This is a genomic window from Pseudomonas sp. V98_8 (assembly GCF_029967975.1).
Classification (GTDB): Bacteria; Pseudomonadota; Gammaproteobacteria; order Pseudomonadales; family Pseudomonadaceae; genus Aquipseudomonas; species Aquipseudomonas umsongensis.
The window spans coordinates 40,845-54,803 of the sequence record NZ_JASCAE010000007.1; the positions used below are offsets into that span (position 1 = coordinate 40,845).

Annotated in this window: 11 protein-coding genes; 6 read left to right on the plus strand and 5 right to left on the minus strand. The window is 61.6% G+C overall.

Annotation, left to right across the window (positions count from 1 at the left end):
* Window positions 1–18: 18 nt before the first annotated feature.
* Window positions 19–816 (minus strand): hydroxymethylpyrimidine/phosphomethylpyrimidine kinase, encoded by a 798-nt coding sequence (locus tag QLG10_RS06815; protein WP_008052407.1) that lies wholly within the window; start codon window positions 814–816, stop codon window positions 19–21.
* Between the two features lie 353 nt (window positions 817–1,169).
* Between QLG10_RS06815 and QLG10_RS06820 the strand changes: the two genes are divergently transcribed.
* From QLG10_RS06820 to QLG10_RS06835, 4 genes are all read left to right on the plus strand, one after another.
* Window positions 1,170–3,554, plus strand: a complete 2,385-nt coding sequence (locus QLG10_RS06820; protein WP_188264361.1) for a hybrid sensor histidine kinase/response regulator — start codon at window positions 1,170–1,172, stop codon at window positions 3,552–3,554.
* A 74-nt stretch (window positions 3,555–3,628) separates the two neighbouring features.
* Window positions 3,629–5,278, plus strand: a complete 1,650-nt coding sequence (locus QLG10_RS06825; protein ID WP_188264360.1) for an acyl-CoA dehydrogenase family protein — start codon at window positions 3,629–3,631, stop codon at window positions 5,276–5,278.
* A gap of 185 nt (window positions 5,279–5,463) precedes the next feature.
* Window positions 5,464–6,963, plus strand: coding sequence for an AMP nucleosidase (gene amn, locus QLG10_RS06830; protein ID WP_020798730.1), 1,500 nt, complete (start codon window positions 5,464–5,466; stop codon window positions 6,961–6,963).
* A 69-nt stretch (window positions 6,964–7,032) separates the two neighbouring features.
* Window positions 7,033–7,668, plus strand: a complete 636-nt coding sequence (locus QLG10_RS06835; RefSeq protein WP_020798729.1) for a pseudouridine synthase — start codon at window positions 7,033–7,035, stop codon at window positions 7,666–7,668.
* Here QLG10_RS06835 and QLG10_RS06840 read toward each other — a convergent pair.
* Together QLG10_RS06840 and QLG10_RS06845 are read right to left on the minus strand one after the other, a co-directional pair.
* Window positions 7,663–7,872, minus strand: a complete 210-nt coding sequence (locus QLG10_RS06840) for a DUF2788 domain-containing protein (protein WP_046815823.1) — start codon at window positions 7,870–7,872, stop codon at window positions 7,663–7,665. The genes QLG10_RS06835 and QLG10_RS06840 overlap by 6 nt on opposite strands.
* Before the next feature lie 208 nt (window positions 7,873–8,080).
* Window positions 8,081–8,560, minus strand: coding sequence for an Lrp/AsnC family transcriptional regulator (locus QLG10_RS06845; protein ID WP_007894448.1), 480 nt, complete (start codon window positions 8,558–8,560; stop codon window positions 8,081–8,083).
* A 435-nt stretch (window positions 8,561–8,995) separates the two neighbouring features.
* Here QLG10_RS06845 and QLG10_RS06850 point away from each other — a divergent pair, with 435 nt between their 5' ends.
* A complete protein-coding gene (locus QLG10_RS06850; protein ID WP_282486342.1) occupies window positions 8,996–9,985 on the plus strand; it encodes a DUF6515 family protein in 990 nt (329 codons plus the stop codon).
* Here QLG10_RS06850 and QLG10_RS06855 read toward each other — a convergent pair.
* Entirely contained in the window at window positions 9,967–10,872 is a 906-nt protein-coding gene (locus QLG10_RS06855) for a cation diffusion facilitator family transporter (RefSeq protein ID WP_110750940.1), read from the minus strand. The genes QLG10_RS06850 and QLG10_RS06855 overlap by 19 nt on opposite strands.
* Window positions 10,873–10,901: 29 nt before the next feature.
* Window positions 10,902–11,321 carry a hypothetical protein gene (locus QLG10_RS06860; protein WP_020798725.1) on the minus strand — a complete coding sequence of 140 codons (420 nt, stop codon included), beginning with the start codon at window positions 11,319–11,321 and terminating at the stop codon, window positions 10,902–10,904.
* 109 nt (window positions 11,322–11,430) lie between these two features.
* Here QLG10_RS06860 and hrpB point away from each other — a divergent pair, with 109 nt between their 5' ends.
* Complete coding sequence (hrpB, locus tag QLG10_RS06865; RefSeq protein WP_282486349.1) at window positions 11,431–13,950, plus strand: ATP-dependent helicase HrpB; 2,520 nt, start codon at window positions 11,431–11,433, stop codon at window positions 13,948–13,950.
* The last annotated feature ends 9 nt before the right edge of the window (window positions 13,951–13,959 follow it).

The window sequence follows — 13,959 nt, forward strand, 5'->3', positions numbered from 1 at the left end:
ACCGCAGCTAATAGAGAGTTACGAACAGAAGTCCAGTGGCAGGCGGCGTGGCACGAATTGGCCTTTGCCCAACTGCTCCGCATCGCGCAGGGTGCGCCACGTGTAGTTAAGTGCAGTCTGTACGGCGCTGGCGAGGTTTTCACCTTGGGCCAGACGGCCGGCAAGCGCACTGGCCAGGGTGCAACCCGAGCCGTGATAGCTGCCCGGCAGGCGTTGACAGGTGTAGGTTTCGCGCAAGCCGTCGCGGCTGTACAGGCGGTTGTGGATTTCGGTTTCGTCGCCGTGGCCGCCGGTGATCAGCAGGTGTTTGACGAACGGCAGGAGTTTTTCAGCGCACTCGTCCGCGGTGCCTTCAGGCAGTTCGGCGAGGATACGGGCTTCGGGAAGGTTGGGGGTGGCGATGATCGAGAGCGGCAGCAGGCGTTCGCGCATGGCGTAGCCGACTTCGTCCTTGCCCAGTCGACCTCCGCCACCGGCGCGCAGTACCGGGTCACAGACCACCGGCAAGTGCGGGTGCGCCGAAAGCAGTTCGACCACGGTGTCGACCATTTCCAGGGAGCCGAGCATGCCGAGCTTGACCGCCGCGACTTCGGAATCGTTGAGCACGGCATTGGCCTGGGCCAACACCCACTCACGGTCGAGCACGCGAAAGTCAGTGACATTGACAGTGTCTTGCACGGTCAGGGCGGTGACGGCCGGAGCCGCATGGCAACCCTGAGCGAGCAAGGCTTCGATATCTGCCTGCAAGCCGGCGCCACCACTTGGGTCGTGGCCGGAGAGACAGAGGACAACGGGGCGAGAGCTGTAGATATTCATGGTGCGCGAGCTTACCACCAAACATCTTTTTTCGAAGCCCGCTGCGCGACAGTCAAAAGATCGCAGCCTTCGGCAGCTCCTACAGGGTCTTCAGATCGACGCGAAAACCGTAGGAGCTGCCGAAGGCTGCGATCTTTTGATTTTTGTGACCAAACCAACAGCTCTATCTCAATAATCTTCGCTGGAACTACCGTTCTAGAGCCTTTGTGTGAAAAATTTCGGTAGTGCTCATTAGCCATCAACGGCTATGCTAGAGTGGATCCAAACCAATAACAGGTATCACCGGTTTTACGTCTGCTCAAAAGGAATGGGGGGCTTCCTGACAGGACCGGACAGGCCATGCTGGGGCATAAATGCGCTATTTGCTGATGTTTGTGTTGTGTTTGCCCCTCTTGGCGAACGCCGTTGAGTTCAATGAACTCACCCGAAGCCTTCCCCTCGGGCGAACCCTGCAAGTGTTTGAAGACGCGGGTGGTCAGGCGACTGTCGCGGATGTTCGTGCGCAGGCGGCAGCTGGCAACTTCAAGGCGCATGACAAGACCACCCTTAATGCCGGCTATTCGCGCTCGGTGTTCTGGCTGAAAATCGACCTGCATTACCGCCCTTCAAACCCGACCGCGCAACGGACGTGGCTGCTGGAGTTGGCTTACCCACCGCTCGATCACCTTGACTTGTATCTGCCTGACGCGAGCGGCAACTATCAATTGGCCAGGCAAACCGGCGACGCCTTGCCGTTCGCCAGTCGTGAAATACGCCAGAACAACTACCTGTTCACTTTGGATTTTACGCCTGACCAAGTGCAAACCCTGTACTTGCGGCTGCAAAGCCAGGGGTCGATCCAGGCGCCAGTTACGTTGTGGTCCAGCACGGCCTATCTCGAAGACCAACCGGTGCGCCTCTATGTGTTGGGGCTGATCTACGGTGTATTGCTGGGCATGCTGGTCTACAACCTGTTCATTTACCTCAGCGTGCGTGATACCAGCTATCTCTACTACATCTTCTACATCGCCTCGTTTGGCTTGTATCAGCTGTCGGTGAACGGCGCGGCCGTGCAGTATTTCTGGCCAGACAATCCCTGGTGGGCCAACGCTTCGACGCCTTTTTTCATCGGTTGTGCCGGATTGTTCGGTAGCCAGTTCGCCCGCAGCTTCCTGCAGACCGCCACCCTCAGCCGCTGGATGGACCGCTTGCTGCTGGCGTTGGTGGCATTCGGCGCGCTGGTGGTCGGGTTGTCCCTGATGACCAGCTATGCCTTGGCCTTGCGTCTGGCCACTACCCTGGCCCTGACCTTCACGGTGGTGATTTTTGCCGCGGGGATTTTCGCCTGGTTGCGCGGGTTGCGGGTTGCGCGCTATTTCATCATTGCCTGGTCGGCGTTTCTGCTCGGCGGCATCATCAATACATTGATGGTGCTCGGTTACCTGCCGAATGTGTTCCTGACCATGTACTCCAGCCAGATTGGCTCGGCCATCGAAGTGGCGCTGCTGTCCATGGCCCTGGCCGACCGTATCAACGCCATGCGCGAGCAGCAGGCGCAAACCCTGCTCGACGCCGGGCAAAAACTTGAGGCGCTCAACCAGCAGCTGGCACACAGCAACAAGCTCAAGGACGAATTCCTCGCCACCCTGACCCACGAATTGCGTACGCCCATGAACGGCGTGATCGGTTCGCTGGAGCTGATGCAGACCGTCGAGATGGACCCTGAGCTGGAGCAATATCAGCAAACGGCCGCCGGATCGGCGCGGGACATGATGCGCATGGTCAATGGCATTCTCACCCTGACCGAACTGCAGGCGGGCAAGCTCAAGGCTTCTGCGACCACCTTCAGCTTGCGCACCGTGGTAGAGGCATTGCGCGCCCAGTTCTACGGTAATGCCGCGAGCAAGTCGCTGGACTTCAAGGTCGACGTGGCACCGGGTGTGCCGGATCGCTTGGAGGGCGATAGCGCCAAGCTGGCGCAATGCCTGGAGTGCCTGCTGGATAACGCCATCAAGTTTACCCGGGTCGGCGGGCTGGCGTTACGGGTCACCGGGAAACCAGTCAACCCAGAGCGACTGGCGTTGTCCTTTGCGGTGATCGACACCGGTATCGGCTTCACTGACCTTGGAGAGGCGACGATGTATCAGCGCTTCTTCCAGCTCGATGGTTCGATGACGCGCGAGTACGGCGGCCTGGGTGTAGGCCTGGCCATCTGCCGGCAACTCGTGGAATTGCTCGGCGGACGCCTGACGCACCGCTCCGAGCCCGGGCGCGGCAGTCGTTTCCAGCTTGATGTCGAATTCGACATTGCCACACCGCAGCGACCTGCCACACCGATCGCGCCGCGGGAATCGTCCCGGCTGCGCCAGCCTCAGGATTGCAGCGTATTGCTGGTGGATGACAGCAACGTCAACCAGTTGGTGATGCGCGGCATGTTGCTCAAGCTCGGGTTTCGCGTGCGCACCGCCGACAGCGGCTTGGCCGCGCTGGATTTTTTGCAGCGCGAAACCTTCGATGCGGTGCTGGTCGATTGTCAGTTGCAGGCGCTCGACGGCGTTTCCGTGTGCTGCCGGATCCGGGCATTGCCCGGTTACGCGCAAGTGCCGATATTCATGATCGCCCTGGGGGCTGATCTGGAGCGCTGCGAGAGCGGCGCGATGATTGACCATTTGAGCAAGCCGGTGAAATTCGAGGACTTGCAGGTCGCGCTTTATCGTCGCGTGCTCTGTTCCGAGCAGGGCGAAAGCGCCGACAGTTAGGCAGATATGACACTTTGATCGGCCAAGGGGCGGTGCTTAACTGAAGTCCCTTGGCTGAGCAAAGGAGCCCCGTCATGAACCTGCATCAGTTCGCCGAAACCCACGAAGTCACCAACCAGCCACCGTCGCTGGATGGCGCCAACCTGTATCGCATCGACCTGCCCCTGCAGGAGTGGGCGCGGCGTTTCGGGGCCGGTTGGGCCGAATCGCGGATCGATGCGTACGGCGCGCTCGCTGGTGGACCGCTGATGGCGGCGGGTTTCCTGGCCAATCAGAACAAGCCGATTTTCAGCAGTCATGACCGCTATGGACATCGTATCGACCTGGTGGAGTTTCACCCGGCCTATCATGAACTGATGCGCGCAGCGATCGAGCATGGCCTGACCTCGTTGCCCTGGGCGCACCCACAGTCCGGTGCGCATGTCGCCCGCGCCGCCATGACCTACCTGCATAGCCAGGCCGAAGCCGGCAGCGGTTGCCCGTTGACCATGACCTTCGCCAGCGTCCCGGCGCTGCGCCTGCAACCGGACCTGGCGGATCAATGGCTGCCGAAGATCCTGTCCACTGAGTACGACCCGCGTAATGTCGGCATGGCCCACAAGGCCGGCGTCACGATTGGCATGGCCATGACCGAGAAGCAGGGCGGCACCGATGTCCGCGCCAATACCACCAAGGCTTATCCGGTGGGCGCCAGCGGTCCTGGCCAGGCGTACGAATTGGTGGGGCACAAGTGGTTCTGTTCGGCGCCCATGTGCGATGCCTTCCTGACCCTGGCGCAGACGGACAAAGGGCTGACCTGTTTCCTGCTGCCGCGGCATCGGCCGGACGACACGCGCAATCAGTTCTACATCCAGCGCCTGAAAAACAAACTCGGCAACTGTTCCAACGCCTCCAGCGAAGTGGAATTTCGCGGGGCCTTGGCATGGATGGTCGGTGAGGAAGGGCGCGGCGTGCCGACGATCATCGAGATGGTCGCCATGACCCGTTTCGATTGCATGGTCGGCTCAAGTTCGTTGATGCGCCAGGCGCTGACCCAGGCCAGCCACCACTGCGCCCACCGCAAGGTTGGCGGCAAGTTGCTCAGCGAACAGCCCCTGATGCAGAACGTGCTGGCGGACCTGGCGCTGGAAAGCGAAGCCGCCCTGGCCTTGAGCCTGCGCATGGGACGGGCGCTCGATCATCTGGACGACTCACAGGAAGCCAGGTTCGCCCGGCTGGTGACTGCGGTGGGCAAGTACTGGATCTGCAAGCGCGCGCCGGCCATGATCAACGAAGCCGCTGAATGCATGGGCGGGGCGGGGTACGTGGAAGACAGCATCTTGCCGCGCCTGTACCGCGAGGCTCCGGTGAATTCGACCTGGGAAGGCTCCGGCAACGTGCAATGCCTTGATGTGCTGCGCGCCTTGTCCAAGGAACCGGGCGTGCTCGATGCATTGTTCAGCGAATTGGGCGACGGTCATGGCGATAAACGCCTGGCCGCACACATCGCCCAGTTGCAGTCGGCCTTCAAGGATACCGACGATATTCAATACCGTGCCCGGCAGTTGACCGAAGACATTGCCCTAGGGTTACAGGCGAAGCTGTTGTTGGAGGCGGGGAATACGGCGGTGAGTGACGGGTTTATCGCCAGTCGCCTCAATGGTGGCGGTCGGGTGTACGGTGCGTTGCCGCGTGGGGTGGATGTTGAGGCGATAGTCGCTCGGTCCGCCCCGCAAGGATTTTGATCGCAATCAGATGAGCACCACCCAACCCTGTGGGAGCGGGCTTGCTCGCGAAGACGGAGTGTCAGTCGACATCAATGTAGCTGACACTCCCTCTTCGCGAGCAAGCCCGCTCCCACATTTGATCGTCGGTGAACATTCTATTTGTACACTGGCCACTGTTCCCGTGAAGCGACGATACAGGCAAGATGAAGGCCTGCAAGTCAGAACACAGGATGCTGATCGTGACCGAAGCTTTTATTGTCGTTCAAACCGCCGAGCAAGCTGTAGACCGGCTTGCGCTCTTGCACAATCGTGCAACCACCGCGCTGAGCCAGGCGCTCAAGCGTTATCTCAAGGATCGTGTCGAGCCGGACGCCGAACAACGGGCAATGTTTCGTTATCCCGAACTGCGTCTGACCTACCACTGCCAGGGCGAAGTCCCGCAAACCACGCGGGCCTATGCCAAGGTCCAGTTGCCAGGCACCTACAGCGTCACCGTCACCCATCCCGCTGCCTTCCGTAAATATCTGCTGGAGCAACTCGTGCCGTTGATGCACGACTTCACCGTGACCGTAGAGGTCGGTGTCAGCCAGCAGAACATTCCTTATCCATACGTAGTCGAGCAGGGCGATGAGTTGGCCGGCTCCGGTGTCACCGCCGCCGTGCTGGCACGGGTGTTCCCGAGCACCGACCTGTCGGCAGCGACCGACGGTATTGCCGACGGCTTGTACGATTGGGAAAACACCGATCCGTTGCCCTTGGCGCTGTTCGATGCCGCCCGGGTGGATTTTTCCCTGCGCCGTCTGGTGCATTACACCGGTAGCGACTGGCGGCATGTGCAGCCATGGATCCTGCTGACCAACTATCACCGTTACGTCGACCAGTTCATCGTCCATGGCCTGGAGCAACTGCGCAAAGATCCACGCTTCGTGCGCATGGTGCTGCCGGGTAATGTGATCATCGAAAAGAGCATGGATCACGGTGAAGCCTCGGCGATTGCCGCGGGTGTGGTCTGGCATCGCTACCAGATGCCGGCCTACCACCTGATTGCCACTGATGGTCACGGCGTGACCCTGGTCAATATCGGCGTCGGCCCGTCCAACGCCAAGAACATCACCGACCACCTGGCGGTACTGCGTCCGCATTGCTGGCTGATGATCGGCCACTGCGGCGGGTTGCGTCAGTCCCAGACCATTGGCGACTACGTGCTGGCCCACGCCTATATGCGTCGTGACGGCATTCTCGACCGGGTCGTGCCACCAAATATTCCGATTCCGGCCCTGGCCGAAGTGCAACTCGCACTGCAACAGGCGGCGGCCAACATCACCGGCGAAAAGGGCGACGAGCTGAAAAAGCGCCTGCGTACCGGCACCGTGCTGACTTACGACGACCGGAACTGGGAGCTGCGCTGGGCCCAGGAACGGCCGCTGATCAACCTGTCCCGCGCCGTGGCAGTGGACATGGAAAGCGGCACGATCGCGGCCCAGGGTTATCGCTTGCGGGTGCCTTACGGCACGCTGCTTTGTGTGTCGGACAAGCCCCTGCACAGCGAGATCAAGTTGCCTGGTTCAGCCAACGCCTTTTATGAACGCGCGGTCAGCCAGCACTTGAAAATCGGTATCGAAGCCGTGGACCTGTTGCGCACAGAGCTCAACTCGTTGCACTCGCGCAAACTGCGCAGCTTCGACGAGCCGCCGTTCCGCTGATTTGGCGATGGTCATTTAACGGTCGGGCTACTAGCATTAGCAGCCCTGACCGTTAGATGTTCCTTCACCATGTCCCGTGTGCAACGTCCTGTTTCCCGCCGCCCTGGCGCAAAGCCATCCCCTGCAGCCCCGCGCCGTGTCGCCAAGGCGCCTCCCGCTGCGCCCAGGCTGATCCTGTTCAACAAACCCTTCGATGTGCTGACGCAATTCAGTGACGCAGAAGGGCGCGCGACCCTCAAGGACTACATTGATGTCCCGGGGATCTACCCCGCAGGACGGCTGGACCGCGACAGCGAAGGTCTACTGCTGCTGACCAACGACGGCCAGCTCCAGGCACGCATCGCCGACCCGAAACACAAACTGGCCAAGACCTACTGGGTGCAGGTTGAAGGCGAGCCGAGTGCCGAACAGTTGCAACGCTTGCGTGACGGTGTCGAATTGAACGATGGCATGACCTTGCCTGCGCAGGCGCGGCAACTGGATGAGCCGCCGTTGTGGCCGCGTAACCCGCCGGTACGCTTTCGTAAAAGTGTGCCGACCAGTTGGCTGGAACTGGTGATTCGCGAGGGTCGCAATCGGCAGGTGCGGCGGATGACGGCGGCGGTCGGGCTGCCGACGTTGCGGTTGGTGCGTGTCAGGATCGGCGACTGGACGATCGAAGGGCTCGATCAGGGCCAGTGGAAGGAAGTGCCAGCGCGCTTATAAAGTGCCGGTTTCGATCAGGCCAATGACCACGCTCTTGATCACAAATGCAGCAACGCCAAGGCCCAGCACGAAAAACAGGATAAACGAGCCAAACCGTCCGGCCTTGGACTTCTTCGCCAGATCCCAGACGATGAAACCCATGAAAATGATCAGTATGCTGACCAGGCCGGTCATCATCCACTCTTCGAAAACTGCAGGATCCATTGAACATCTCCGCGCGGGCGAGGCTAAAAGGGCGCGGCGAGTATACGCCAATGGATGTTGGCTATGAGTTGACCTGCGGCAGTGTGTCGCAGCTATTCGTCGCCCGACCTGCTCTCGTAGGAGCTGCCGAAGGCTGCGATCTTTTGATTTTGCTTTTAATAAACAAGATCAAAAGATCGCAGCCTTCGGCAGCTCCTACAGAAGCAGTTCAGCTGCGCAGATGAGTGAGCGGTAACTCAGTGCTGTTTAAAACCTGATTGAGCACAAAACTCGACCGCACACTGGTCACCCCTTCAATCCGCGTCAAATGCCCCAGCAGCAATTTCTGGTAATGGTCCATGTCCGGCACCACGACCTTGAGTTGATAATCGGCATCCATCCCGGTCACCAGGCTGCACTCCAGCACCTGTGGCAAGGTGCGAATGGCGGCCTCGAAGTTTTCGAATCGCTCCGGCGTGTGCCGATCCATGCCGATGAGCACATACGCCGTCAGGCTCAGGCCAAGCATCTTGCGGTCGAGCAGGGCGACCTGGCGGGTAATGTAGCCGTCGTCTTCCAGTTGCTTGACCCGCCGCGAGCAGGGGGAGGGCGACAGGCCAATGCGTTCGGCCAACTCCTGATTGGAGATGCGCGCATCGCGCTGCAATTCAGCCAAAATGCTCAGGTCATATCGGTCAAGTTTGCTCATCGAACGGTCCCTTGTCATAACTATTGCGACAGATTATCTATCCAGGGTTAAAAATTGCGCAAGTGATGTTTATTTGAGCAATATTCGCAATCCTCTGCCGGTGCTCCGGGCCTATTCTTATCACCAGAATCACTGCTCGGACAAACAGTCCAATGCGGCCCGCCGAATCAGGCCCGCCGCGGTCGCCACCCCCACAGGGGATGTGCTGGCCCCCGAGCTGCACACTGTCCAGAAGACGGCGTGAGGTGAGCCGACGTCAAAAGCGTCGAGCACGGACGAAGTTCTCAAGGGGAGGCCGACGGGTCTCCCCTTTTTCTTGCCCGTCATTTGGCACCCGCCCTCAATAAATAAGTTTCGCGACTGATAACCTGTTGCAGAACCGGCCTGTGCATTTCCAGTCTTACCTACAGGCCCTGACCCGTATAGAGGAAAAGCATGAGATCGCGCATCTGGCGTTTGGTCGGTGTTGGGCTGTTGTGTGTCAGTGTTGCCGCGCAATCGCTGGCCGACCAGCCGCAAAACCGCGCCCCGGATGGCGGACAACAGGAGGACGGTGGCCATCCGGGCCATGGTGGCAACAACCCGCCGCGTCCGCAGAATAGCCAGCAACCGATTCAGCACAACGGCCAGAGCCAAAATCAAGCCAACGGCCAATGGCAGCCCCGTCCAGCGCCGGACTACAACAGCCGTGTGCGTTCGCCGCCACCGCCGCCGCAACTGCCGGCCAATGACCTGCCCATCCAGCCTCGCCCGGACACCGTGCAACAGACCCAACAGCCTCGGCGTGGTTACTATCAGGATGAGCCGCGGCGCAACGATTCCAACGCGCACTGGCGTGGCTATACCGGCGCACCTTCCAACGACAGCAACCAGTGGCAGGGCCGTCCCAGTGGCCACGGCAACGGTTGGGGCCCCGGCCCGCAGTATCGTCCGGGGCATGTGATCGACCGCTTCCCGGACCGCGACTACCGTGTGCCTTATGGGGGCCGGGATTACTACTATTCCGGCGGCTACTGGTATCGCCCGCAGGGCCCGCGCTACGTGGTGGTGCAGCCGCCGCGTGGAATTCGCGTCCAGTACCTGCCCGATTATGCCCGTGAAGTCTGGATCGGGGGCTCGTTGCTGTTCTTCGCGGCCGGCTCCTACTACGCCTATCAGGACAGTACCCAGGACTACAGGGTGGTCGAGCCGCCTGGCCAACCGTTGGCGATCGGCAATGGCTACGATGTAGAGGCTTATCCAGCGAACGGACAGTCACCGGAGCAGGTCAACCAGGATGGCTATGATTGCTATCGCTGGGCAGTCGAGCAGAGTGGTTTTGATCCGAGGGTCGATACCTATCAGCCGGACCCGGCGGTGGTGCAAACCTACCGTCAGGCCCAGGGCGGGTGCTTGAGCAGTCGCGGTTATCGGGTGACGTTCTGAGCCCCGGCCTTGACGACTTCCTGCGGATCGGCGTGCACCAGTACTTCGGCCCGCGGGTAGACGGCATGAATCGCATCGGCAGCCTGATCGCTGATGCCATGGGCGACTGACAGGGTCAGTTCCCCCGGCAACTCAAGGTGCAGTTGCACAAACCACTGGTTGCCGGAAATCCGCGTGCGCAAATCATGGGCGCCCAGTACCCCCGGTACACCGCAGGCCAGCTCCAGCATGTGCTGGCTGACATCCGGCGGCAGCTCCTCATCCATCAATACCGCAAAGCTTTCCCGGGCGATCGTCACCGCGCTCCAGAAAATGTAGGCGGCAATGCCCAGGCCGAACCAAGGGTCGACCTGGTGCCAGCCAAACCCGGCGAGCACCAGCGCCACCAGGATGCTGCCATTGAGCAGCAGGTCCGAACGGTAATGCAGGGAATCGGCGCGCACCGCGTTGGAGCCGGTGGCCTTGACCACGCGATGCTGCACCATCAGCAGCGCCAGGGTCAGGCCCAGCGAGAACAGGATCACTCCGATGCTGATCCAGGGTGCGCCCACCGGTTCCGGATGCTTGAGCCGGTCCCATGCCTGCAGCGCGATCAACACCGCACTGCCGCCGATGAACAGCGCCTGGGCCATGCCGGCCAGTGACTCGGCCTTGCCATGCCCGTAGCGATGGTCGTCGTCGGCCGGGCGCAAGGCGTAGTGCACGGCCAGCAGGTTGAGCAGCGAAGTCACGCCGTCAAGCGCCGAGTCGGTCAGCCCGGCGAGCATGCTCACCGAGCCGCTCAGCCACCAGGCGATGGCTTTGGCGACGATCAGCGTGCAAGCCACCGCCACTGAGGCACGGGTCGCCAATCGCAGCAGGCGGGCGTGTTCGACGCTTGAGATCATGGGTGCGGATTTTCCTTATCGTGCCCCGATTAAGCGGCGGGTTGCAGGCCGAACATGGCCAGTTGCTGGGCGCTACCCTTGTGCTGGATCAGGCGTGGATCGTCCAGCGGCAAGCTGCGGCCCGTTTCACGCTCCAGGATAGTCTGCAACTTGAGGTTATCGACCTTGCCGTCGGCACCGATGGCTTCCTTGAGTTTTTCCGGCGCCACCTGTGCGGTTTCGCCCGGTGCGTAGTAAATCGCGCCGGTGGCGAAATCCACGGCGAACGCGATCAGGCCGGGGATGATATAGAACAGCAGGCCCACGGCATCGAGCACGGCAATGGCCGGGTCGATCTTGCCGTCGATCTGGCCACGGCGATCAGGGTAGAAAATCGAACCGCATGCGGTGATCTGGGTTAGCAGGGTCGCGATCAATACACCGCCAATCAGGCGAAAGGGAACACGCATGTGAAATCTCCTGGGTAATTTCAAAACGAAGCGTAGTCGGTAGAAATTAAGACCCTGACGAACGCCCCGCAGTTCGCCGTTATACTCGCCGCTCTGTTTGGGAGCCAGCATGATTTCTTTGCCGATTGATGAAGTTTTACCCGCTCTGCGTGAAGCTCTCGCTGCACGCCACGAAGCGGTGCTTGAAGCACCGCCCGGTGCCGGTAAGACCACCCGTGTGCCCTTGGCCTTGCTGGATGAGCCGTGGCTGGCCGGGCAGACCATCCTGATGCTCGAGCCGCGCCGCCTGGCCGCGCGGGCGGCCGCGGAGCGCCTGGCCAGTGAGCTGGGCGAGAAGGTCGGCGAAACGGTGGGTTATCGCATCCGGCTCGACAGCAAGGTCGGCCCCAACACCCGAATCGAAGTGGTTACCGAGGGTATCCTCACCCGGCGTTTGCAGGATGACCCCGCGCTTGAGGGCGTGGGCCTGTTGATCTTCGACGAGTTTCACGAGCGCAGTCTCGACGCCGACCTGGCGCTGGCCTTGAGCCTCAATGGCCGGGAACTGTTCCGTGACGATCAGCCGCTGAAAATCCTCTTGATGTCGGCCACCCTGGAAGGCGAACGGCTGGCCGGATTGCTCGACGATGCGCCGATCCTGCGCAGCGAAGGGCGCATGTACCCGGTGGCGATGCGCTGGGGCCGGCCATTCCAGGCAGGCGAGTTCATCGAGCCACGGCTGGTGCAGACCATCCTCGAAGCCTTGAACGACGAAACCGGCAGTGTGCTGGTGTTCCTGCCGGGGCAGGCCGAGATCCGTCGCGTGCATCAACAACTGGCCGATGCGCTGGGCGATAACACGCAAATCCTGCTCTGCCCATTGCACGGTGAGCTCGACCTCGCCGCGCAACGGGCGGCGATTGATCCGGCGCCGCCGGGTCAACGCAAAGTGGTGCTGGCCACCAACATCGCCGAGACCAGCCTGACCATCAACGGCGTGCGGGTGGTGATCGACGCCGGGTTGGCGCGGGTACCGCGATTCGATCCTGGCAGCGGCATGACCCGCCTCGACACCCAGCGTATTTCCAAGGCCAGTGCTACCCAGCGCGCGGGCCGGGCAGGGCGACTGGAACCGGGTGTGTGCTATCGCTTGTGGTCGCAGGATCAGCACGAACAATTGGCGGCTTACGGCAGTGCGGAAATTCTTTCGGCGGATCTCGCCGGGTTGGCGCTGCAGCTGGGGCGTTGGGGCGTGACACCGGGCCAGTTGGTTTGGCTTGATGTACCTCCGGCAGCCGCTTATGCACAAGCTCAGGACTTGCTGGTTCGTCTGGGCGCGCTGGAGGGCGAAGCACTGACACGCCATGGTCAGGCCATGGCCGAGCTGCCAGCGCATCCTCGTATCGCGCACCTGTTGTTACGTGGACAGGCGCTCGGCTTGGCGGACATGGCTTGCGATGTCGCGGCCTTGCTCGGCGAGCGCGATATCCTGCGTGGCGCCGGCGCCGATCTGCACAGTCGACTGGCGCTGTTGTCCGGCGAAGCGCGCGGCGCTCGTGGCGCCCAGGGCGGCGTACAACGGGCCCGGCAGCTGGCGCGGCAATACCGCGGCTATTTGCGCGCCAAGGCGTCGGAGCCGGTCAGTGATCCCGATCATCCACGCTGGCTCGGTGCACTGCTGGCCTTGGCTTATCCCGACCGCGTTGCGCAACAACGCCGTGCCGGCGGCGCCGAGTATCGCCTGGCCAACGGGCGTGCCGCGTTGTTCGCCGAAGCGGACAGTCTGATGAAACAGCCGTGGCTGGTGATCGCCGATCTCGGCAGCCGACAGGGCCAGCGTGAAGAGCGGATTTATCTGGCGGCGGATTTCGATCCGGCGTTATTCGACTCGGTGCTGGCCGAACAGGTGCGATGCGTCGATCAACTGGATTGGGATGAGCGCGAAGGTGTGCTGCGGGCCGAGCGCCAACGCAAGGTGGGCGAGCTCATCCTCAGCCGCGAACCGCTGACCGGTCTCGATGAAACCGCCCGCAGCCAGGCGTTGGTCAGCCTGGTGCGGCGCAAAGGCCTGGAGCTGCTGCCGTGGACCCCGGAGTTGCGCCAATGGCAGGCACGGGTGGCGTTGTTGCGCCAGCTGGACCTGGGCGGCAAGGGCGAAAGCGATTGGCCGGATGTCAGCGATGCGGCGCTGCTGAACACCCTTGAGCATTGGCTGATGCCGTATCTGGGCAAAGTCTCGCGACTCAGTCATTTCGCCAATCTTGACCTGCCCGGCATCGTTCATAACCTGTTGCCATGGCCTCTGCCGCAACGCTTGGACGAGTTGGCGCCGCACCACCTGAGCGTGCCATCGGGTTCATCGATTCGCCTGGATTACAGCGAACAGCCGCCGATTCTGGCCGTGCGCTTGCAGGAGCTGTTCGGCCTGGCCGAAACCCCACGCATCGCCGGTGGCCGGCAGGTGGTCAAGTTGCATTTGCTGTCCCCGGCGCGCCGGCCCGTGCAGGTGACCCAGGACTTGGCGAACTTCTGGCGTAGCACTTACGCCGATGTGAAAAAAGATCTCAAGGGACGCTACCCGAAACATTACTGGCCGGACGACCCGCTGGTGGCCGAAGCCACGGCACGGATCAAGCCGCGCAAGCAATGACGCCGCGAT